Below are 22254 nucleotides of genomic sequence, written 5' to 3' on the forward strand. Positions count from 1 at the left end.
GCTTACACCGTCAGCGACTCGCCGATCGCATAAAACTGGCCGCCGGCGATATAGTGCAGGCTGCGCAGCGACGGATCGGCATCCTGGAAATGCCAGTGGCCGTCGCGAAACACGCGCGTATCGGCCCAGGCGCCGACCACCTCGCCGATAAACAGGTCGTAGGTAGTCTGGTTGTGCGGCTCCGTCACCAGCCGGCAGGCCAGCCAGGCCGCGCAGCCGGCCACGAAGGGCTGATCGTGGCCGTCGACATCAAACAGTTCCACGCCGGCGCGCGCCAGCTTGTCCGGCATCTCGGCCAGGCTGTTGGTGCCGACGATATGCGTGAGCTGCAATTGCGCCGCGGTCGGCACCTGGATCACGAAGATGCCGCTGGCTTCGACCAGCGCGCGCGTGCGCGTCGCCTTGTCCAGCACCACGGTCAGCTTGGGTGGCGCAAAATCGAGGGCGCAGGCCCAGGACGCGGCCATCACGTCGTCGACGCCATCGTGGCGGGCCGAGACCAGCACGGCAGGGCCGTGGTTGATCAGGCGATAGGCTTTTTCCAGCGGGACTACCTTGAGATAACTTTGCATGCTGTTCCTGTTTTTAAGTCAAATGGTCGGAGGCGATGACGTGCACGCCGGGCGCGCTGGCCACCGCCGCCTCCAGCAGCGCCTGCGCGATGCGCTCTGCCGGATTGATGCGCCAGCGCCGGGGCAGCACGGGCGCCAGCGCACCCAGCACCAGGGCCAGCGCCGCCTCGCCGGCGCGCACCGACTCGCGCTCGCCGCCGATCAATCCCGGGCGCACCTGCGTCAGCGAGGCAAAGCCCAGGGTCGCCAGTTCGCGTTCCAGCTCGCCCTTGACCCGGTTGTAGAAAAAGCGCGAGGCCGGATTGGCGCCGGCCGCCGAATTGAGCACGTAGGCCGGCGTGCCGGCCGCCCGGGCCAGGCGCGCCACGGCCAGCGGGTAGTCAAAGTCGACCTTGCGAAACGCCGCTTGCGAACCGGCCACCTTCATGGTCGTGCCCAGCGCACAGATGACGGCATCGGCCCGCCACCAGCTCGCACCGGGCGCCAGGGCGTCGAAATCGACAGACGGCGCCAGCAGTTTCGGGTGTGTCGGCAAGGGCTTGCGCGCCAGCGCCACCACCGTTGTCACGCGCGCGTCCGCCAGCGCCAGGCGCAGCACATGCCGGCCCACCAGGCCGGTGGCGCCCACCAGTAGCAATTGCATCGGGTTCTCCTTGTTCGCTTGTACGCCACACGATACAGCATGGCGCTGACCGGCTACAACGGAAAATCCTGCTGCGCCGCCTTCCGTTCGCTATAGCGGCTGGTGAGATAGTCGCTGCGCTCGCGCACGATCAGGGTAAATTTCACCAGTTCCTCCATCACGTCGACCAGGCGGTCGTAATAGGCCGAGGGCTTCATGCGGTCATCGTCGCCGAATTCCTGCCAGGCCTTGGCCACCGACGACTGGTTCGGGATCGTCACCATGCGCATCCAGCGGCCCAGCACGCGCAGGCCGTTGACGGCATTGAACGACTGCGAGCCGCCCGACACCTGCATCACGGCCAGGGTGCGGCCCTGGGTCGGGCGCACGCTGCCCAGTTCCAGCGGCAGCCAGTCGATCTGCGACTTGAACACGCCCGTCACGGCGCCATGGCGTTCGGGGCTGCACCACACCTGCCCTTCCGACCACAGCGACAGTTCGCGCAGCTCCTGCACCTTGGGGTGGTCGGCGCCGACGCTGTCGACCATCGGCAGGCCGTACGGATCGAACACGCGCGTTTCGGCGCCGAAATGGCGCAGCAGGCGTTCGGCCTCCAGCACCAGCAAACGGCTGAACGAGCGCTCGCGCAAGGAGCCATACAGCAGCAGGATGCGCGGCGCGTGCGTCATCGCCGCCGGCGAGAGTTTTTCAACGGTCGGCGCATCGACATGTGCCGCGCTCAGGTTGGGCATGCCGGCGATCTCAGTCATGGGGCACCACCCGCTGGCCGTCTTCCTTGGTGAATGGCGCCAGTTGCGGCAGCGGCAAAATATCGAGCACCACTTCCGACGGCCGGCACAGGCGCACGCCGAGCGGCGTGACGACAAACGGCCGGTTGATCAGGATGGGATGGGCCAGCATGGCGTCCAGCAGCGCCGCATCGCCTATCGCGGGATCATCCAACCCCAGTTCCAGGTAAGGCGTGTCTTTCTGGCGGATCGCCTCGCGCACCGTCAGGCCGGCGCGCGCGACCAGGCCGGCCAGCACCTCGCGCGAGGGCGGGTGTTGCAGGTACTCGATGACCTGCGGCTCGGCGCCCGTATTGCGTATCAGCGCCAGCGTGTTGCGCGACGTGCCGCAGGCGGGGTTGTGGTAAATCACGATGTCCATATTCAGCCTTTCAGTTCAGTTCAGTTCAGACGCAGCGCCAGCGCCGCCAAAGTAAGGAGCAGTACCGGCACCGTCAGCACCAGGCCGACGCGGAAGTAATAGCCCCAGGAGATATGGATGTTCTTCTGGTCCAGCACATGCAGCCACAACAAGGTGGCCAGGCTGCCGATCGGCGTGATCTTCGGCCCCAGGTCGCTGCCGATCACGTTCGCGTAGATCATCGCCTCGCGCACGGCGCCGTGGGCGGTGGTCGGTTCGATCGCCAGCGCACCCACCAGCACGGTGGGCAGGTTGTTCATCACCGACGACAGCAGCGCCGTCAATACGCCGGTACCCATGGCCGCGCCCCATACGCCGTATTGCGCGAAATGGTCGAGCATGCCCGTCAGGTAGCCGGTCAGGCCCGCATTGCGCAAGCCGTACACCACCATGTACATGCCGAGCGAAAAAATCACGATCTGCCACGGCGCGCCGCGCAGCACGGCGCGGGTGGAAATCACCGGGCCGCGCCCGGCCACCAGCAGCAGCACGCCGGCGCCCGCCGCGGCGACGGCGCTGATCGGCACGCCGGCCGGCTCGAGCCAGAAAAAGCCGGCCAGCAGCAGCGCCAGCACCAGCCAGCCCGCCTTGAAGGTGGCGCCGTCGCGAATGGCGGCGGACGGCCGGCCCAGCTGCGCCAGGTCGTAGTCGCGCGGGATATCGTGGCGAAAAAAGGCCAGCAGCACCAGCAGGCTGGCCAGCACGGCCACCACGTTAACCGGCGCCATCACCGACGCGTAGCGGGCAAAACCGATATGGAAATAGTCGGCCGAAACGATATTGACCAGGTTCGACACCACCAGCGGCAGGCTGGCCGTATCGGCGATAAAGCCGGCCGCCATCACGTAGGCCAGCATGGCCCTGGCGGAAAACTTCAGTTCGCGCAGCATGGCGATCACGATGGGCGTGAGGATCAGGGCCGCGCCGTCATTGGCGAAAATGGCCGCCACCACCGCGCCCAGCAGCACCAGCAGCACGAACAGCCGGCGCCCGCTGCCGCCGCCCCAGCGCGCCACGTGCAGCGCGGCCCATTCGAAAAAGCCGGCCTGGTCCAGCAGCAGGCTGATGATGATGACGGCGACAAAGGCGCCGGTGGCATTCCACACGATCTGCCAGACGGCGGGAATGTCGGACGGCGCGATCACGCCGGCCGCCAGCGCCACGGCCGCGCCCAGCACCGCGCTCCAGCCGATGCCCAGGCCGCGCGGCTGCCAGATCACCAGCGCCAGGGTGGCGGCAAAGATGGCAAAGGCGGTCAGCATGGCGCACCGCCGCAGCAGTTTTCGGTCAGGAAACCAATCAGCGCGTTCATGCTGTCCATCTGCGCGGCGTAGATGATGAAGCGCCCGTCCTGGCGCGCCGTCACCAGCTGCGCGTGCGACAGCTCTTTCAGGTGGAACGACAGCGACGACGGCGCGATGGCCAGGTGTTCGGCGATCTTGCTGGCGGCCAGGCCGTCGGGACCGGCCTGCACCAGCAGGCGAAAAATGGCCAGGCGCGATTCCTGGGCCAGGGCCGCCAGGGCGGCCAGGGCAGATTGGGTTTGCATAAGATCCGATAATTGATTCGACAATTCAATAATAATCGAAATATGGAAGCAATGTAAAGCCCGGCCCGCTTGCAGGAGCAAGCGGGCCGGGCTGGGCCGCTACACCATCGGCTGCCTTACTTGATGGCGATCGCCAGGTCCGTCAAGCCCACCTGCCCGTTGCCGACCAGCGAGGTGGCCGGCGTGGCGGCGCCGCCAGCCAGGACCGCCGCGCCTGTCGCCAGGTCGATGCGGTACAGCGAGCTCGCGCCGGTCGGCGTGGTGCGCAGCGCCGCCAGCGCCAGGCCATTGGCGCCGCCGGCGATATCGAAGCCGACGTCGCCGGCCGGCAGCACGCCCAGCAGGCCCACATTGACCAGGGTGCCGTCGTTCGGCGGATTTTGCAGCGCCAGGCTGGCGCTGGCCGTATCGATATCGTACAAGGCGGTGGTGGTCGCGCCAACAATGCTGTTGGTATAGGCGGCGGCCGTGACGACCGGCAGCGCGCCGGCGCGGTTGATGGCGCCATCGGTGGTGGTGGCGCCCGTGTCGACATTGATGCGCAGGCTCTGGCCCGTATTGCCGATCACGCGCAGGCGGTCGGCCACCGGGTTGAAGTCGACGCCGAAGGCGGTGCCGGCGATCGCCGTGTACGGCGCGGTGGTGTCGGCCGCATCGGCAGACAGGGTCGCCTTGACGGTTGCCACGCCGGTGGCCGGGTCGATGGTGACGATGCGCGCGTTCGACGAGATCCCATACAGCAGGCCATCCTTGGGCCGCACGTCAAAGCCCAGCAGGCGTTCGCCCGCAGCCAGGCCGCTGACGGCCACATTGGCGTCGAGCGTGTTCGGCGTGGCGGTCTTGAAGGTAACGATGCGGCTGTCGTCCGTCAGGCCGTAGGCGACGGGCGCGGCAGGCGTCTTGAGGGCGATGCCGCGCAGCTCTTCGCCACCGGCCACGGGCACCACGAAGGTGGCCGGCGCCGTGGTGGCCGACAGGTTGACCGCATACAGATTGCGCACGCCGCCCACCGTCATGATGGCGTAGCCGGTATTGGTACGCGCATCGATATCGAAACCCGTCACGGCGGTGGCGGTGACGCCCAGCGGCACCGGGCTGGCCAGGGTGCCGTTGTTCGGTGGATTTTGCGTGTACAGGGTGCTGTTGGCCGCGTCGATCACGAACAGCGTGGTGCTGGCGGTGCCGGCAAAGCTGTTGGTGTAGGCGGCGGCCGTGATGGCGGTATTGGCCGCGCCGCCGTTGATATTGCCATCGGTGGTGGTGGCGCCCGTGTCGACATTGATGCGCAGGCTCTGCCCCGTGTTGCTGACGATGCGCAGGCGGTCGGCGACCGGATTGAAATCGACGCCGAAGGCGGTGCCGGCCAGCGCCGTGAACGGCGCCGTAGTGTCGGTGGCATCGGCCGCCAGGGTCGCCTTCAGGGTGGCCGCGCCCGTGCCGCCATTGATCACATAGATGCGGCCGGTGCTGCTGACGGCATACAACTGACCGTCGGCCGGACGGAAATCGATGCCCAGCAGGTTTTCGCCCGATTGCAGGCCCGTGATGGCGACCGTGGTGCGCACCGCGCCAGGCGAGGCGCGGTCGAACGAGATCAGCTTGTTGCTGGCGGTGAGCACGAACGCATCGCCCGCCGTCAGCACCGGCAGCGTGGTCGGTGGTGGCGTGACGACATCGTCATTGTCGCTGCCGCCGCAAGCGGCGAGGGACAGGGCAATCGAGGAAACAAGCAGCAGCTTGGCAAACGGCAGTTGGGGCATGGTCGTGGCTCCTGTAATGGTTGTAGAGGTGACGCCCGCCTGCGAAAACAGGGAGCGCACCCCTCTACTACCCACCGGATGCGGCTTTGGATGCAGGCCAAGCAAAATAAATTTCCTGGCTCACCTCGATCCCGGAGCGGACGCAGGCGGTGACTGAACCGCAGGCGCCTGGCCATCGATAATGAAGCCGCCGCATTCCTTCTGTATTTTTTCCGCGTTCATGGCGCGCAGCTCTCCCACCACCTCCGCCAGCTCCTTTCGGAAGCCCGGATCGGCATCGAGCTGCGCATAGGCCTGCGGGTACTGCGACACGACACCGGCCAATATGGACCGGTACAGCGCGGCGCGCGCCGGATCGCGCTCGGCGCACACCTGCGACATGCCGGCCACCAGCGAATAAAACGGATTCGGCCCGCACTCGGCAAACTGTGGCGGGCAAGGCCTGGTCGCAAAGGCGCCGTGCGTCGCCAGCAAGGCCGCAATCCCCACCACGAATTTCAGTTTCATCGTTCCATCCCCCTTGCCGCCATGCTAACTGATCAGGCCAGCGCGGCGCGCCCGATATGGCGGCCGAGGAAGTCCAGCATCGCCGCCGCGATCTCGGCGCCATGGGTTTCGATGGCGAAGTGGCCGGTATCGAGAAAGCGCACCTCGGCATCGGGATTGTCGCGTTTGAACGCCTCGGCGCCAGCCGGGATGAAAAACGGATCGTTGCGGCCCCAGATCGCCAGGGTCGGCGGCAGATGGCGGCGGAAGTAGTCGTGCAGCTGCGCGTACTGTTTGATGTTCTGGCCATAGTCAAGCAGCAGGTCCATCTGCGCTTCGACGCCGATGCGCTCGATGGCCGCATGGGCCAGCTGCCACGGTTCCGGCGCGATCAGGCTCGCATCCTTCACGCCTTGCTTGTACTGCCACTTCGTCATCTCCAGCGTGTTGAAACGGCGCAGCGCCTCGCGGTTGGCGGCGGTCGGCTCGGCCCAGGCCCGGCGCATGTCGGCCCAGCCTTCGCTCAGGCCCTCTTCATAGGCATTGCCGTTCTGGCTGACGATGGCGGTGATTTTTTCGGGGTGGTTCACCGCCAGGCGCCAGCCGACCGGCGCGCCGTAGTCGAACACATACAGCGCGTAGCGGTCCAGCCCTTTGGCGACGGTAAACGCGTCGATCACCGCCGCCAGCCGGTCGAAGGTGTACTCGAACGACGCATCCGGCAGCACGCTGGTCTGCCCGAAGCCCGGCAGGTCCGGCGCGATCACATGGTAGTGGCGCGCCAGTTGCGGCATCAGGTCGCGGAACATATGAGACGAGGCGCCGAAGCCGTGCAGCAGCAACAGCGTCGGCGCATCGGGCGCACCGGCTTCGCGGTAGAACAGCTCGACGCCGTCTATGGCAATGGTGTGGTAATGAACCTGGATGGACATGATGACTCCTTCAATCAGTTGGGCAAGGTTTTGAATAACTATTATAATTACTCTTTAAAGGTTACTTTAGTCCAGTATGGGCAGCAAAAAGTAACCTGTCAAGTTATTTTTAAGAGGTTACTTAATGCACTATTCAGGAATTCAACAGGCTTCCACGGCACCGGAAGCGCCCTTGCTGGGCGACCACCTGGCGATGGACTTGATCAACACGCAGGCGCGCAGCCATGGCGAATTGCAGGAGTTCTGGAGGACGGGAGACGATGTGCTGCGCTGGCTGGCGCGCTGCGGCATCACGCCGGAGCTAGACGCCGGCACGGTCGACCTGGCGGCCTTGCTGGAACAGGCGCAGGCGCTGCGCGCGCTGGCGCAGCAGCTGATCACGAGGTGCAAGAATGGTAAGGACGGCAAGGAAGGAGATATCGACGGCCTGAACACGTATCTGCAGGCCTATCTGAGCGCGCCGCTACTGGAGCGCGGCGCCGATGGCCAGCTGATGTTGGGCCGCCGCGCGCGCGCAAACGCCCTCGCCTGCCTGCTCGGGCCGGTCGCCGAAGCCGTCGCGCAGCTGCTGGCGGAGGGCGATTTCGACCTCGTCAAGCAGTGCGAACACCCCGATTGCATCCTGTGGTTTGTCGACCGCACCAAGGCCCACAAGCGCCGCTGGTGCAGCATGGCCTTGTGCGGCAACCGCTACAAGGCGGCGCAGTTCAGGAAAAAGAACGCTTAGAGAACGATTAGAGAACGATTAATCGCGCAGCACCTTGAAACCATGCGTGCCGTCGCGCCCCAGCTGCGCCACCAGGCCAAACTCCCAGTCGAGATAGGCCTGCATCTGCTCGCGCTGGTTGTCGGTGCCTTCATACGGCCGGCGGTAGCGGTCGATCAGGGGCGAGGCCAGGCGGGTCGGCCCGGTTTCCAGCGGCAGGCCCTGTTCGGCCCACGCCGCCGTGCCCCCGGCCAGCACGAACACGGGCGCGCCGATGATCTCGCGCAGGTCGGCACTGGCAAAGCGCGCCAGCAGGCTGCTGCCGCAGGTCAGCACATAGCGGCGCGTGTCGCCCGGCAGTTTTGCCAGCGCCGCGCGCAGGTCGGAGCGCAGCGCGAACCAGGCACCGGCGACATGGCGCTTGTTGTAGTTGACGCCGCTGGTAAAGTCCAGCACCACCGTGTGCACGGGATCCTCGGCCAGCCACTGGGCCAGCTGCGCCGGGCTCACCTCATCGACCACCGGCAGCGGCGGCAGCGGCGCGCTCCAGCCTTGCTGCGACTTGAAGTCAAGCGATGACAGGCCATCGACCACATGCACCTCAATGTTCATCTGGCGCAGCCACGACGCCGTCAGGTTGGCGCGCACGCCGTCGTCGTCGGCCAGCACGAAACGCGCACCGCGCACGGGGCCGAACTGTTCGGTTTCCTGCACCAGCTGGCCACCGGGCGCGCTGCGAAAGCCGGCCAGGCTGCCCAGCGCAAATTCGGCCGGGCTGCGCACGTCGAGGCAGTACGTGGTGCGCCCGGCATCGGCCTGCAAGGCCGCGAGGCCGGCCGCGTCGGTGCGCTGTACGCCGGCGCGGTCGGCCAGCGCCCGCGCCCGCGCAGCATCCTGCTGGCCATGCTCCAGGTCTTCGGGATACACGCGCGTCTGGCCATGCTGCAGCTGCTGGCCCGCCAGGGTCCAGCCGATGGTGCCGTTGCGCAGCGCCGCCACCGGGTTCGGCACGCCGGCATTGCGCAGCGACTGCGTGCCGATAATGCTGCGCGTGCGCCCGGCGCAGTTGACGACGATGGTGGTGGACGGGTCCGGCGCGATGGCGCGCGCGCGCAGCGCCAGCTCGGCGCCCGGCACGCTGATGCTGCCGGGGATGCTCATGGTGTGGTATTCATCGTAGCGGCGCGCGTCGAGGATGACGATATTGGCTTTCGCGTCGATCAGGGCCTGCAGTTCCTCGGCGCTCAGGGACGGCGTATGCGCCTCTTCTTCCACCAGCTCGCCGAAGGCCTTGCTCGGCACATTCACGTCGCGGAACAACTCGCCGCCGGCCGCACGCCAGCCTTCTATGCCGCCGTCGAACAGCGCTACGTCCGTGTAACCCAGGGTGCGCAGGCGCTCGGCCGCCACCTGGGCCAACCCCTCTCCGTTATCGATGGTGACGATGGCCACGTCGCGGCGCGGCAGCTTGGTCCAGGCATCGAGCTCGATGCGGCCCAGCGGCAGGTTGGCGGCAAACAGCGGGTGGGCCTGGGCGTGCGGGTCTTCCTCGCGCACGTCGAGCAGCGCAATCTCGCGCCCGGCCAGCAATTGTTCGCGCACTTGCTGGTAGCTGCGGCGGGGGAAGACGGCCAGGCCGTTTGTTGCAGGATTCTTGGTCATGGTCTGCTCATTCAAAATGATTAATTGGCGTAGCCGGAACGGAAGGGCTTGACGGCGCCCTCCAGTGTAAACACGGAGCGGTCGACGGCGCCGATATCGGCGCCATAGATATGGATGCCGATCGAGACGCGGTCGTCATGGGCGTTGGCCACCTGGTGGATATCGCCGATGGCGGGCGAGACGGCCGTCACCGCGCCCGTTTCCAGGCGCTGCGGCGGGCCGGCTTTTTCCAGTGCGCCATCGGCGGTACGGCGAAAATCCTGCGAAATCTCGGCGCCGCGCAACAGGCCGATCAGGCCCCACACCGTATGGTCGTGGATGGGCGTGGCCTGGCCAGGCCCCCACACAAAGCTGACTACCGAAAAGCGCGCCTGCGGATCGCGGTACAGCAGGTACTGGCGGTAGTACTGCGGGTCTGGCTGCGCGGCGGCGTCCGGCAGCCAGTCGTCGGTGGCCAGCAAGGTGCGCAGCAGCGCGCCGCCCTGCGCCACCACCACCGGTTCGGCCGCGTTCTGTTCCAGCAGCGCTTCGAAACCGGTGACCAGCTTTCTCAAGGGCGCCGGCAAATCGGCATATGTCGTCATGTTCGTCTCCTGATGCGATAGTAGCGGCTTACGCGGCCTGGCGGCGCGCGGCCGTGTTGCGGTTTTCCGGCACCGGCAAGCCCAGGTTGCCGCGCAGGGTGCTGTGCGTGTATTCGCAGCGCAGCAGTCCCCGCTCCTGCAGCACCGGCACCACATGGTCGACAAAGGCGTCGAGCTGATAGGGCAAGGACTCGAACAGGATAAAACCGTCGGCCGCGCCGCCCTTGAACCAGCGCTCGATGGCATCCGCCACCTGCACGCCGGTGCCGACGAATTCCTGGCGCGGGCTGGCAAAGCGCAGCGCCGTCTGGCGCAGGGTCAGGTTTTCCTCCTTTGCCGTCCGGATGATGCGCTCGGAGGCGCTGCGGTTGCTTTGCGCGCCGTACTGGCCGATATCGGGGAAGGCTTCGTCCAGCGCATACTGCGTCAGGTCGTGCTCATTGAAGGAGCGGGCCAGGGCCACCAGCGCGTCTTCGATGCGCACCAGGGCCACCGCTTCCTGGTACAGCTGCTCCGCATCGGCTTCGGTTTCGCCGACGATGGCGCGCAGCGCCGGCAGCACGGCCAGCTGCGCCGCAGGGCGGCCAAAGGCGGTGGCGCGTGCCTTGATGTCCGTGTAATACGCGAGCGACGAGTCGAACGTCGAGCCTTCCGTGAAAAACGCTTCCGCATGGCGGGCCGAGAAATTGCGCCCCTCTTCCGACGCGCCGGCCTGGAAGATCACCGGCTGGCCCTGCGGCGAACGGCTGATGTTCAACGGGCCGCGCACCTGGAAGAATTCGCCGTGGTGGTTCAGCGCATGCAGTTTCGATGAGTCGAAAAACTGGCCGCTGGCCTTGTCGTGGGTCAGCGCATCGTCTTCCCACGAGTCCCACAGGCCCTGCACCGTCTGCAGATGCTCGGCGGCGATGCGGTAGCGCACTTCATGCGGCGGATGCTGCGGTTTGCCGTAGTTTTCCGCGCTGCCCGACAGCCAGGAGGTGACCACGTTCCAGCCCGCGCGACCGTGGCTTAAATGGTCGAGCGAGGCAAACTGCCGCGCCACCGTGTAGGGCTCGCTGTAGCTGACAGTCAGGGTGCCGACCAGGCCGATGTTCCTGGTGACGGTGGCCAGCGCCGACAGGATCGTCAGCGGCTCGAAGCGGTTCAGGTAGTGGGGGCTCGATTTTTCCGTGATATGCACGCTGTCGGCGACAAACAGGAAATCGAACTTGCCCTTCTCCGCCAGTTTCGCCTGGCGGATATAAAAGTCGATATCGGTGCTGGCGCCCGGATGCGCGTCCGCATGGCGCCAGTCGCCCCAGCCGGGGCCGACGCCATGCAGGATAAAACCGAGTTTCAATTGTGCTGTGCTCATGAACGACTCCTTGAATAAGTTAAACAGGGCGGAACAGGCTGGCGTCGACCAGCTGCTGCGCATCGACGCGACGGGGGAACAGTTTGGCTTCGTAAAAGGCGTCGGCCACCTGCTGCAATTGCGTGACGATCTGCTGGTCCGGTGCGCGCAGCTGCGGGCGGTCGCGGCCCACCACCATTTTCACGACGTCGGGCGGCAGTCTGGTGATGCGTTCGAACACGCGCGCATACTCGTCCGGGTGCTCATTGGCCCACACGTTGGACCTGGCCAGGCGCAGCAAGACGTCGGCCAGCGCGGCGCGCTTGCCCGCATGTGCAAGGGCGGCATCCGACGCGGCGATCACGCCGATGCCCGAATTGATGCCGACGCCATCGCGCAGCACGCGCGCGCCGCGCAGCTCCGCGCTGGCCTGGTAGGTGCCGAAAGTGGCCCAGGCCTCGATCTGGCCGCTGGAAAACGCCACCGCCGCGTCGCCGGGCAGCATGAAACCGGTTTTCACGTCGTCAATCGACAAGCCCGCCTCGCGCAGCGCGCCGAACAGCAAATAGTGCGCCACGCTGCCGCGCGCCGACGAGACGATCACCGAACGCCCCTTCAGATCGGCCACCGACAATATCGGCGAATTGGGCGGCACCAGGATGGCCACCGCCTTGGGCGACGACACGCTGGCCGCCACCACTTTGACGCGCGCGCCACCGGCGGCGGCGGCCAGCGCCGGCGTGTCGGCCGCCATGGCGGTATCGACATCGCCCGATACCACGGCTTCGAACAGCGGCGCCGCGCCCTGGAAGCTGGCCCACTCGATCTTGTACGGCGCGCCGTCGAGCACGCCGGCCGCTTCCGCCTTCGAGCGCAGCAGGTTGACCTGGTCGCCCAGCACCAGGGTCACCTTCGACAGGTCGGCCGAGGACGGCGCCAGCACCTTCTCGCCGCAGGCGGCCAGCAAGGCGGCGGCCGGCAGTGCGCCCAGCAGGCGGCGGCGCCGGGGATCAAAAGTCATAGGAAGCTTTCGCATAGTAATAGGCGCCGGTGGGCGCGAATGGTGACGGGCCGTAGACAAAGCCGGACGAACCCGTGTTGGCGTCGCCAGGGCCGTTCTTGTCCGGGAAGACATTGAACAGATTGGCCGCGCCCAGCACCAGCTTGGTGTTCTTGCCCAGCGCATAGGTCACGTCGAGATCCGTCAGCCATTTGGCGCCAAAATGATAATCCTGGGCGCGGTTGGCGGTGGTCTGCCAGGTCGACTTGTCGTAGCGCGTGGTCTGCAGGTTGACATCGAAATCGCCGACGAACCAGCGCGCCGACAAAATCAGCTTGGTGCGCGGCGCCGCCGTCAAATCGCCGATGCCGCCGCCCGCCGCATAGCCGTACCAGACCTGGGTGCCGCCCGGATTGGCGCCCAGCGCCGTGATCTCGGCCGGCGTCGCCTTGACCTTCAGCAGCGCCGTGCGGTTCCAGTTCAGCGCCGCGCCCCAGCGCACCACGCCGGCCGCGCCATAGTCGGAGGCGATGTCGGCCACCAGGTCGGCGCCGCGCGTGCGCGTGTCGACGCCGTTGGCAAAATACTGCACCCACTCGCTGCCCGTCAGGCCGGAGGCGCGCAGCAGCGGCGCAAATGCCGGGCCGAACATGTAGCCGGTGCGCACGATGCGGTCGGTGATGCGGATCTGGTAGGCGTCCAGCGTGATATTGGCGTTGTCGCTGGCCTTGAACACCACGCCCAGGCCCACGTTGGTCGACTTTTCCGGCTCCAGGTCTTTGGCGCCCAGCTGGCGCGCCAGGGTCGAATCGTTGCGCAGCAGCTTGGACAGGCTGGGCGCCACTTCGCCGGTGACCGGGTTGATATTGGTGCGGTTGTCGGTCTGCGCATAACCGAGCTGGGTCAGCGCCGGCGCGCGAAAACCCGTGCCGATGGTGCCGCGCAGGGCCACGCGCGGCGTGATGTCGTAGCGCGAATTGAGCTTGCCGCTGAGGGTATTGCCTGCGCTGTCGTTATAGTGCTCGCCGCGCACGGCCACGTCGACAAACCAGTCCGGCGTCGGATAGAAGCCGATATCGTTGTACAGCGCCAGCACCGTGCGCGTGACGCGCGTGGCGTCGGCCGGGGACAAGGCCACGCCGGCCTGGGCGCCGACGGCGGCCGGCTTGCCCACGTTGGGATTGCCTTCCTGGTCGCCCGGCTGGAAGATATAGCCGCCGTTGATGTAGCCCAGCCGGTCGCCGGCATAAGTGGTGAAGCGTTCCAGGCGCTGCTCGGCGCCCAGCGACCATTGCAGCGGTTTGCTCCAGCCAATATCGAAGGCGCGCGTAAAATCTTCGTTGGTGGTCCACTGCTCGAACTGATACACGGCCAGCTTGTCGAAGCTGGTCGGCGAAGTGGGGCCCAGCGAGGGATTGCTGGTCAGGTTGCTGTACTGGCGCGCGCGGTTCTTGCCGTAGCCCGTGCTCAGGTCCCAGTTCCAGCCGGCAGTCTTGCCGCGCGCGCCGGCGTTCAGCTGGTAGTCGTAGGCACTCATGTTATTTTGCGCGAAGTACCCGTCGGGGAACAGCTGGCCCAGGGTCGCCAGGCCGTTCGCGCGGCGGAAGTTATTGCCGGCGATGGTGTTGCGCGTGCCGGCCGTGCCGAAGGCATAGAAGGTGGTGCCGGTCGCGCCATACGGCAGCTCCGCATTGAAGGCCACGTTATAGGCTTCGATGCCGGGATCGCCATTGCGCGCGCCTTCGCGGTCCCAGGTGGCGTTCTTCGGATTGCTGGCCGGCGAATAGTTGACCAGGTTGGTCGATTTGAAGTTGTTCCACGACTGGCCGCGCTGGCGCGCATTGGCGGCGACATGCACGAAGCCGTCGTCGCCGAGCTTGAAGCCGGCATCGGCCTCCAGCTTGAAATTGTTGCGGTCGCCCTGCCCTTCCTTCAGGCGGCCGGCCGTGGCGCCCAGCGAGCCGCCGTGATTGCCGGTTTTGAGGATCACATTGACCACGCCGGCCACCGCATCGGAACCGTATTGCGCGGCGGCGCTGTCCTTGAGCACTTCGATATGGTCGATGGCGGACAGCGGAATGGTGTCCAGGTCGATCGGATTGACGCCGCTGGTGTCGCCGCCGCCATTGGTCAGCAGCGCCGCATTGTGGCGCCGCTTGCCATTGACCAGCACCAGCGTGTAGGCCGGACCCATGCCGCGGTTGCTGACGGGGCGCACCACCGAATTGACGCCGGCCTGGTTGGTGCCGAAGTTAAACGAGGGCAGCAGGCGCGCCAGCGCCTCGCTCAATTCGGCGCGGCCCGTGTGCAGCAATTGTTCGCCATTGATCACATCGATCGGCGCCGGGCTGTCGGCCACCGTGCGCTGTTCGCCGCGCACGCCGGTGGTCACCACCACGTCCTGGACCTGGCCGATGCTGTTCTGGGCATGCGCCATGGAAGTGACCACGCCGCAGGCCAACAGCGCCAGGTGCAGGGGTTTGAAGCGGAGCGGCTGGTAAGTGTGAAGCATGGCATTTCCCTTGTTTGTTTATTATGTGTTGATGCAGGCAAAATCCGGGGTCAGACCCGCCGGGTCTGACCCCAGCATTTATTTGGGTTATGTTAAATATTTCGCAAAACTGCGATCCCACAGCGGTGCCACGTCGATGCGTTTCGCCAGCAGGCCCGCCTGCGCAAACGCGTCGGCCACCTGCTGCTGCGAGGCGATGGCGGCGTCGTCAACCGCCACCAGCTTGTAGGGCTGGCTGCGCAGCCTGACCTGGTTCAGGAACAGCTGCGGCGGCACGCCGGCGATGCGCCCGCTTTTGGCGGCCCATTGCTCGGGGTGGTCATTGATCCATTGATAGACCTTGGCGATGCGCTGCAGGTAGTCGCCGATGGCCGCGTGCTTGAGCGGATCGGCAATCGCCCGGGTAGAAGCGCTGATCACGTAATTGCCCGACAGGACACCGTCGGCCGTGCGCAGCACGCGGGCGCCCTGGTTCTTGGCCAGTTCCACCACCAGGCCGAAGATCACCCAGGCGTCCAGCTGGCCGCTCTGGAAGGCCGCGAAGCCATCCTGCGGCGCCAGCGCCACCGGTTCGATATCCTTGAAGCTCAGGCCCTTCTCCTTGAGCAGCTGCAGCAGGAAGTAGTGCGAGGTAGTCGAGCGCGCATAGCCGATGCGCTTGCCCTTGAACTGCGATGCGTCGGTGATGGCCGAATTTTTCGGCACCAGCACCACCTGGTTGTTGACGTCGCCACGCAGCACGGCGATCACCTTCATCGGCGCGTTGGAGGCGGCCGCGAAGATGGGCGGGATTTCGCTCATGCCGCCGCAGTCGAGCGAACCGGCGGCCAGCGCCTCGACGATCAGGTTACCGGCGGCAAATTCGGCCAGCGCGCTCTTGTAAGGGGTTTTTTCCACGCCCGCTTCGGTAAAGTAATAGCTGTCGCCGCCCTTGTAGGTGCCGATACGCAGCGTTGTACTGCCCAGCTGGGGCGCAGCCCAGGCCGGGCCCCAGGCACCCAGGCCGCCGGCCAGCAGCGCCAGTCCCGAGCTTGTCAAAAAGCGGCGGCGCGTTGGTGTTGTGTTGTCCATGCTTGATCCTTATTTTGCTTCTTCGGAAACGAGGGCGATGCGGGCGTAGCCGGCGTCGTTCAGCACGCCCATGGTGCCCACCACCTTGCCGTAGGAAAGCGCCTGGTCGGCGCGCAGGTGGATGCGGCGCTCATGGTCGCCTTTCGATTCCTGCTGCACCAGGGCCAGCAGGTCGGCCGGGCCAGCCTTGGCCGCAGTTTCATTGACGTAGACTGTGCCGGCCGTGTCGATGCTGATCACGATCGGCGGCTTCGGCTCCTCCAGCGGCTTGGTATTGGCGGTCGGCAGGTCGACTTTCACGCCGGTGGCCATCATCGGCGCGGCCACCATAAAGACGATCAGCAGCACCAGCATCACGTCCACCAGCGGGGTGACGTTGATGTCGCTGACGGGGCCGATCTTGTGTGCCGAACCTGTCGATAATTTGGCGCCCATCTCAGGCTCCCTGCGGCGTCAAGCCGGCGACGACATGGGCGCGTTCCGCCTTGCCTGCCGTCGCTTCGACGCTGTCGATCTGTGTTTCGCCCGCTTCGAGCTGGCGCGACAGCTGCACTTCCACCAGTCCCGTCAGGGTGGCCAGGCGGCCCGTATAACTGTTCAGGTCACCGGCCACGCGGTTGTAGGCGACCACGGCGGGTATCGCCGCCACCAGGCCGAGCGCCGTGGCGAACAGCGCTTCGGCGATGCCGGGGGCGACCACGGCCAGACTGGTGCTGTTGCTGGCGGCGATGCCCTGGAAGGCGTTCATGATGCCCCACACGGTGCCGAACAGGCCGACGAACGGCGCCACCGAACCCACGGTGGCCAGCACGGACAAGCCTTTTTGCAGCTGTTCGGCTTCCACGTTGCTGGCGATCTGGCCGACCCGGTTGATGCGCTCCTTCAGGCTGTCGCGCCCAGAGGCATCCGCATGCAGATGCAGGCGGTGGCTATGCTGCCATTCGCCGGCGATGGCCTGGTAGATGCGGGCGAACGGGTCTTGCGGCTGCTCGCGCAACTGCTGCGCCAGGCGGTGCAAGGTCGGCTGGCCGGCCAGCGCGGTGGTAAACGCGGCGGCGCTGCGCTGCAGCCGCTTGAAGCGCAGCAGCTTGTCGATGATCACGCCCCAGCTGACCAGCGAGGCCAGGATCAGCAGCACGATGATAGCCTTGACGATCAGGTCGGCCTGCTGGAACAGCTCCAGCGGGGAAAGATGGGCGGAAATGGTGGTCGGGTTCATGCGGTTCTCCAGGGGTTCAATTGACTAATTCAGTTTGAAAACGATATTCCCGGCCAGCAGATAGGTACTGCCGCCCAGGTCGGGCAATTTGGGGAACGGCGCGGCCCGTTCGATGGCCTGTTTCGCCGCTTCGTCCAGCGCTTCCACGCCGGACGGTTGCAGCTCCACTTTCAGCAGCGCGCCCTGCGGGTCCAGGGTCAGCACATAGCCCACCTTGCCCTGCTGGCGGCGCTGCCTGGCCGCCTGCGGATAGTCGGCATTGCGGTTGATGCGGGCATACACCTGGTTCACATAGTCGGTGGGTATGCCTTCCGTGCTGACCACTTTCGACGCCGGCGGCGCCGGTTTGGCGGCAGCTGGTGCGGGGGCCGGCGCTGGCGCGGGAGCCACCGGTGTCACGGGACCGATAGTCGTGGCGGGCGCCGGCGTCGTTGGCGCGCTATACGTTTCCGCGCTGGCGGCCGGCGCCTCCACCGTTCTAGGTTGAGGGACAGCGGCTGCCACGGGCCTTGACGGCGCCAGCGACACCGGCTTGGCCTGCGGTTCCGGCGGCGGCGGTGGCGGCACGATGGCTTTCGGCGGCGCCACGCGTATCAGTTCCACCACCGTGGCCACCGCTTTCGGCGCGGGGTGCGAGCCGGCCAGGTTCCAGGCCAGCAGCGCCACGCCGCCATGCAGCAGGCCGGAGATCAGCACGCCCCGGTAGCGGCGCCATGCCGGCGTGCCCGGTTGCAGCGATGGCAGGCTGGCGACAGCCAGTACCGGCGTGGCCGGGGCCGCGACGGGCTCACGTGTCAGTGGTGCAAAGGTCAAGGTAGCGCTGTTCATGGATATCCCCTCTCAGTCGAACAAATCAGGCTCTTCGCGGGTGATCACGTCCCACAGCGGCTGGAAGCTGAACCAGCCACCCGCGTCGGAACCGATCTGGCCGGCCGTATGGCGCGCCACCGCGTGCGGGATCGGCTTGGTGGGGCCGGCCGCTTCCGACAGCAGCTGCGCCTGGGCCGCGTTTTCAAACGCGATATAGCGCCATACGGCCGATTCCACCGACGCACCCACCGTCAGCAAGCCGTGGTTTTGCAGGATCACGGCCTTGCGCGGCCCCAGCGTTTCGGCGATGCGCTCGCCTTCGCTGGTATCCAGCACCACGCCGCTGAAGTCCTGGAAAATCGCGTGGTCTTCGTAGAACATGCAGGAATCCTGGGTCAGCGGATCGAGCAGCCGGCCCTGGGCCGCAAACGCCTTGCCGTACAGGCCGTGCGAATGGGCGGCGGCGATCACGTCGGGGCGCGCCTTGTGCAGTTCGGAGTGGATGGCAAAGGCGGCGCGGTTCAGCAGGCCGTCGCCTTCGACTACCTTGCCGTCGTGACTGACCAGGATCAGGTCGGATACGCGGATATGGCCGAAATACACGCCGGCCGGATTGACCCAGAAATGGTCGGGAAACTCCGGATCCCGCGCCGTGATATGGCCGGCGCCGCCCATGTCGTAGCCATAGCGGGCAAACAGGCGGAACGACACGGCCAGGCGCTCCTTGCGGTGCTGGCGCTGGGCGGCCAGGGTCGGTGGCGGCGGCGGTTCGGCAAAGATGATATTGCCGTTGGCGTCGCGCGGCGCGCCGTAGATGGCGGGCCGTGGCGCGGGGGCGCCCACGGCGCGCAAGTGCGGGCGCGACAAGGGGGCGGAATACAAAGGGGCGGTGCTGCTCATGGCGTTTCCTTGTTCTGTGGTTTATTCGGTGGCGTCAATAGCCGCGCGCAGTGTCGACCACGTCGCTCAAAGGCGTGCCGGCGCGGAAATGGCGCAGGTTGTGCAGGAATTTATCGATCAGGGCCGGCACGATGGCGTCGGTGCTGGGCGAAATATGGGGCGACAGCCGCACTTTCGGATGCGTATAAAAGGCGTGGCCGGCCGGCAGCGGCTCCGGCTCCGTCACGTCCAGCGTCGCCAGCGCCAGCTGGCCCGCGTCCAGCGCCGCATGCAGCGCCTCGTGATCGACCAGGTTGCCCCGCGCGATATTGATCAGGTGCAGATGTGGCCTGGCATGGGCCAGCGCGGCCGCATCGATCACGTGATGGGTCTCGGGCGTGGACGGCGCGGCCAGCACCAAATGGTCGGAACGGGCCAGCAAGGTGGCGAGATCGGCCACCGCTTCCACGCCAGCTATCTCGAACGGCGCGCCGGAGCGGCGCAAGGCGATGACCTTTACGCCCAGCGCCAGCGCGCGCTGCGCCACGGCCTGGCCGATGGAGCCGAAACCGTACAGGCCCAGGGTCGATCCCTTGACCAGGCCCAGCGATAATCTGCGCCAGTCGCCGGCGCCCCCCAGCCAGATCTCGGGGATGCGCTTGGTGGCGGAAAAAATCGCCGCCAGCACGTATTCAGCGATCGCATCGGACGCCGTGCCGCGCGCCGAGGTCACCACCGGCCCCTGGAACAGCCAGGGCGGGTAGTAATCGATGCCGACCGAGGCCAGCTGCACCCAGCGCACGCGCGACGGCCATTGTTGTGGCGCTTGTGTCGCCAGCAGACTCTGGCCTTTCGGCGCCGGCAGCACGAACAGGATGTCGGCGTCGGGCAGCGCGGTCAATGGACCGGGCGCCAGGTCCAGCACCGGCAAGCCGGCTTGTGCGGCCAGCAGCGCATTGACCCTGGGGTCGAACTGGCTGGCGATGGTCAATGCGTTCATATCGGTCTCTTCTCAGGCGGCCAGGCGGGTGGCATCGGACTGCGCGGCGTGCGCTTCGCGTTCGGCAATCGCCGCGCGCACCAGCGGGATCAACTCCCGGCCGTATTGCAGCGCGTCCTGGATCGGGTCGAAGCCGCGGATCAGGAAGGTGGTCACGCCCAGTTCCCAGTATTTCAACAGCGCGTCGCGCACCTGTTCCGGCGTGCCCACCAGGCCCGTGGAATTGCCGGCCGCCTTGGTCAGCGCGGCGATGCCCGTCCACAGGCGTTCGTCGACCACCTTGCCGTTGGCGGCCGTGGCCAGCAGGCGCTGCGAGCCGACATTGACGGGTTGCTGCGGGCGGCCGCTGAAATGCGGATTGTGCTGGACCTTGGCGGTGGCTTTCGCCAGGATGGCGTCGGCCTTGGCCCAGGCCTGCTCTTCCGTCTCGGCCAGCACGGGGCGCAGCGACAGGCTGAAGCGGATCTGGTCGGCGCGGCCGTATTTGGCGGCGGCGGCGCGCACCTTGGCGATAATCTCTTCCACCTGCGCCAGCGATTCGCCCCACAGCGCATACACGTCCGCATGCTTGCCGGCCACGTCGATCGCCGCTTCCGAGGAGCCGCCGAAATAGATCGGCAGATGGTTGCCCGCCACCGGACGCACGCCGGCGTTCTGGCCCTTGACCTTGTAGATGGCGCCGTCATGGTCGAACGGGCCGCTGCTGCTCCAGGTCTGCTTGACGACATCGAGGAATTCGTCGCTGCGCGCATAGCGCTGGTCGTGGTTCAAGAAGTCGCCGTCACGCTGCTGTTCGGTGTCGTCGCCGCCGCTGATAATGTGCACGGCCAGGCGGCCATCGCTGAACTGGTCCAGCGTGGCCAGCTGGCGCGCGGCCAGGGTCGGCGAGACAAAGCCCGGACGGTGCGCCAGCAGGATGCCCAGCTTTTCCGTTTGCGAGGCGATATACGAGGCGACCTGGAAGCCGTCCACGGAGCCGCTGCCGTGGGCGACGAGCACGCGGTCGAAACCGGCGTATTCGTGGGCGCGGGCGACGGCGCCCAGGAAAGCCTTGTTGACGACGGGACCCGTGCCCAGCACGGTTTCGGACACTTCCTGGGTGGCGCTAAAGCCGATGAATTCGATGCTCATTTTGCTTCCTTCGTGGTGGTGGCGGGTTGGACAGACGAGGTAATTGCGGCAAACGCGGCGCGGCCGCTGTTGATTAAAATGGTGTCGTTCTGCGGCGTGTGGATGCGGCTGCACAGCACGTCGCGGTAATGGCGCTGCAATGGGTTGGCGTTCGACAGGCCCGGATTGCCGCTCAATTCGATGGCTTTTTCCACCACCTGTATCGCCTGGTTGGTGACCAGGTATTTGATGCGGAAGCTGTCATTCGGTGCGATGCGTCCCGCCGCGGCCGATGCGATCAGGGTGGCGTTGGAAAACAGCCAGGTGTCGATCAGGCCCAGCGCCTCCTGGAAGCGCGGCAGGCTCGATAAAGGCGCACCCAGGTTGGCCGGCACCCTTTCCTGCAGCCACTGCGCCAACCAGTCGCGCGCCGAGCGGGCGACAGCGTCGTAGATCGAAGAAAGCAGCACCGACATCCAGGTCAGCAGTTCGGCGTCCAGTTCCTGCGCCGTACCAAACGGCGCCACGTCGACCGCATGGTCCAGCGGCACCAGCACGTCGTCGAAAACCACGTCGTGGCTGCCGGTGGCGCGCATGCCCAGGTGATCCCAGGTCTCGACGATGGTGATGCCGGGCGTGTCCTTGTGCACCAGCCAGCTGCCCACCAGCGGCAGCGCGTCGTCGCTGCGGGCCCACACGGCCAGCCAGGTCAGGCGCGGCACGCCCGTCGAATACACTTTTCGGCCGCTGATGCGCCAGCCCTCGGGCGTACGGCGCGCCGTGGTGGCGGGCAGGCCGCCACGGGCCGGCGTGCCCAGGTCCGGTTCCACCCGCAGCGCATTGATCAGCGCGCCCTCTTCCACCGCCTCGCGCGCCACCCGTTCCAGCAGATGGCGGGGCCAGCGCGTGGCGTGCTTGTTCGACGCATGGTGCAGATACTGCATGGTCAGCACCAGCGCGGTGGACGGTTCGCCGCGCGCCACGGCGGCAACGACTCTCGCCGTCTGCTCCAGGTTGGCGCCCAGGCCGCCGAGGGAACGCGGCACGGTCAGCGCCAGCAGGCCCAGTTCGTGCAGATGCTCGAAGTTCTCGTGCGGAAAGCTGGCCTCGCGGTCGTGCTGTGCCGCGCCGGCGGCAAATCGGGCCGTCAATTCAGCCAGCAACGAGGCAAATTGCGGGCTGTCCAGCTGGTGCTGGTGCGAGGAAATGGGCAGGTGCAGGATGGATGAGGACAT

23 protein-coding genes are annotated in these 22254 nt (G+C 66.5%); 1 reads left to right on the forward strand and 22 read right to left on the reverse strand.

Features of this window, described 5'->3' with window-relative positions:
• Positions 1-2: 2 nt before the first annotated feature.
• From ACP7B7_RS07675 to ACP7B7_RS07715, 9 genes are all read right to left on the reverse strand, one after another.
• Positions 3-572, reverse strand: a complete 570-nt coding sequence (locus tag ACP7B7_RS07675; RefSeq protein ID WP_426076248.1) for a flavin reductase family protein — start codon at positions 570-572, stop codon at positions 3-5.
• Positions 573-585: 13 nt separating this feature from the next.
• Positions 586-1215 (reverse strand): NAD(P)H-binding protein, encoded by a 630-nt coding sequence (locus ACP7B7_RS07680; RefSeq protein WP_426076249.1) that lies wholly within the window; start codon positions 1213-1215, stop codon positions 586-588.
• Positions 1216-1268: 53 nt separating this feature from the next.
• Positions 1269-1964 (reverse strand): arsenical resistance protein ArsH, encoded by a 696-nt coding sequence (gene arsH, locus ACP7B7_RS07685; RefSeq protein ID WP_426076250.1) that lies wholly within the window; start codon positions 1962-1964, stop codon positions 1269-1271.
• Complete coding sequence (gene arsC / locus ACP7B7_RS07690; protein ID WP_426076251.1) at positions 1957-2364, reverse strand: arsenate reductase (glutaredoxin); 408 nt, start codon at positions 2362-2364, stop codon at positions 1957-1959. Before arsC ends, arsH begins: the two co-directional genes overlap by 8 nt.
• A gap of 20 nt (positions 2365-2384) precedes the next feature.
• Positions 2385-3665, reverse strand: a complete 1281-nt coding sequence (locus ACP7B7_RS07695) for an arsenic transporter (protein ID WP_426076252.1) — start codon at positions 3663-3665, stop codon at positions 2385-2387.
• Complete coding sequence (locus ACP7B7_RS07700) at positions 3659-3952, reverse strand: ArsR/SmtB family transcription factor (RefSeq protein ID WP_426076253.1); 294 nt, start codon at positions 3950-3952, stop codon at positions 3659-3661. The genes ACP7B7_RS07695 and ACP7B7_RS07700 overlap by 7 nt, the downstream gene beginning before the upstream one ends.
• A 116-nt stretch (positions 3953-4068) precedes the next feature.
• Entirely contained in the window at positions 4069-5712 is a 1644-nt protein-coding gene (locus ACP7B7_RS07705; protein WP_426076254.1) for a DUF4394 domain-containing protein, read from the reverse strand.
• A 120-nt stretch (positions 5713-5832) separates the two neighbouring features.
• Entirely contained in the window at positions 5833-6219 is a 387-nt protein-coding gene (locus ACP7B7_RS07710) for a hypothetical protein (protein WP_426076255.1), read from the reverse strand.
• 32 nt (positions 6220-6251) lie between these two features.
• Complete coding sequence (locus tag ACP7B7_RS07715) at positions 6252-7130, reverse strand: alpha/beta fold hydrolase (protein WP_426076256.1); 879 nt, start codon at positions 7128-7130, stop codon at positions 6252-6254.
• Between the two features lie 124 nt (positions 7131-7254).
• Between ACP7B7_RS07715 and ACP7B7_RS07720 the strand changes: the two genes are divergently transcribed.
• Positions 7255-7857: a CGNR zinc finger domain-containing protein gene (locus ACP7B7_RS07720; RefSeq protein WP_426076257.1), complete on the forward strand. Its 603-nt coding sequence runs from the start codon at positions 7255-7257 to the stop codon at positions 7855-7857.
• An 18-nt stretch (positions 7858-7875) separates the two neighbouring features.
• Here ACP7B7_RS07720 and ACP7B7_RS07725 read toward each other — a convergent pair whose 3' ends face one another.
• The 13 genes from ACP7B7_RS07725 to ACP7B7_RS07785 form a co-directional block, all read right to left on the reverse strand.
• A complete protein-coding gene (locus ACP7B7_RS07725; RefSeq protein ID WP_426076258.1) occupies positions 7876-9498 on the reverse strand; it encodes a rhodanese-related sulfurtransferase in 1623 nt (540 codons plus the stop codon).
• Positions 9499-9518: 20 nt separating this feature from the next.
• A complete protein-coding gene (locus ACP7B7_RS07730; RefSeq protein ID WP_426076259.1) occupies positions 9519-10082 on the reverse strand; it encodes a cysteine dioxygenase in 564 nt (187 codons plus the stop codon).
• 28 nt (positions 10083-10110) lie between these two features.
• Complete coding sequence (locus ACP7B7_RS07735) at positions 10111-11439, reverse strand: LLM class flavin-dependent oxidoreductase (RefSeq protein WP_426076260.1); 1329 nt, start codon at positions 11437-11439, stop codon at positions 10111-10113.
• Positions 11440-11458: 19 nt separating this feature from the next.
• On the reverse strand, positions 11459-12439 hold the full coding sequence (locus ACP7B7_RS07740) for an ABC transporter substrate-binding protein (RefSeq protein WP_426076261.1): 981 nt from the start codon (positions 12437-12439) through the stop codon (positions 11459-11461).
• A complete protein-coding gene (locus ACP7B7_RS07745; protein WP_426076262.1) occupies positions 12429-14930 on the reverse strand; it encodes a TonB-dependent receptor plug domain-containing protein in 2502 nt (833 codons plus the stop codon). Before ACP7B7_RS07745 ends, ACP7B7_RS07740 begins: the two co-directional genes overlap by 11 nt.
• 87 nt (positions 14931-15017) lie before the next feature.
• A complete protein-coding gene (locus ACP7B7_RS07750; protein WP_426076263.1) occupies positions 15018-16001 on the reverse strand; it encodes an ABC transporter substrate-binding protein in 984 nt (327 codons plus the stop codon).
• Positions 16002-16010: 9 nt separating this feature from the next.
• Positions 16011-16436 carry an ExbD/TolR family protein gene (locus ACP7B7_RS07755; protein ID WP_426076264.1) on the reverse strand — a complete coding sequence of 142 codons (426 nt, stop codon included), beginning with the start codon at positions 16434-16436 and terminating at the stop codon, positions 16011-16013.
• Position 16437: 1 nt separating this feature from the next.
• On the reverse strand, positions 16438-17220 hold the full coding sequence (gene tolQ / locus ACP7B7_RS07760) for a protein TolQ (protein WP_426076265.1): 783 nt from the start codon (positions 17218-17220) through the stop codon (positions 16438-16440).
• A 24-nt stretch (positions 17221-17244) separates the two neighbouring features.
• The gene (locus ACP7B7_RS07765; protein WP_426076266.1) at positions 17245-18048 is read right to left on the reverse strand and encodes an energy transducer TonB; all 804 of its coding nucleotides are present in this window, start codon (positions 18046-18048) and stop codon (positions 17245-17247) included.
• A 12-nt stretch (positions 18049-18060) separates the two neighbouring features.
• Positions 18061-18882, reverse strand: coding sequence for a class II aldolase/adducin family protein (locus ACP7B7_RS07770; protein WP_426076392.1), 822 nt, complete (start codon positions 18880-18882; stop codon positions 18061-18063).
• An 82-nt stretch (positions 18883-18964) separates the two neighbouring features.
• A complete protein-coding gene (locus ACP7B7_RS07775) occupies positions 18965-19909 on the reverse strand; it encodes a D-isomer specific 2-hydroxyacid dehydrogenase family protein (protein WP_426076267.1) in 945 nt (314 codons plus the stop codon).
• A gap of 12 nt (positions 19910-19921) precedes the next feature.
• Positions 19922-21040 carry an LLM class flavin-dependent oxidoreductase gene (locus ACP7B7_RS07780; RefSeq protein WP_426076268.1) on the reverse strand — a complete coding sequence of 373 codons (1119 nt, stop codon included), beginning with the start codon at positions 21038-21040 and terminating at the stop codon, positions 19922-19924.
• Positions 21037-22254: an acyl-CoA dehydrogenase family protein gene (locus ACP7B7_RS07785; protein WP_426076269.1), complete on the reverse strand. Its 1218-nt coding sequence runs from the start codon at positions 22252-22254 to the stop codon at positions 21037-21039. Before ACP7B7_RS07785 ends, ACP7B7_RS07780 begins: the two co-directional genes overlap by 4 nt.

The sequence above is a fragment of the Janthinobacterium sp. PSPC3-1 genome, assembly GCF_049896105.1.
Classification (GTDB): Bacteria; Pseudomonadota; Gammaproteobacteria; order Burkholderiales; family Burkholderiaceae_D; genus Janthinobacterium.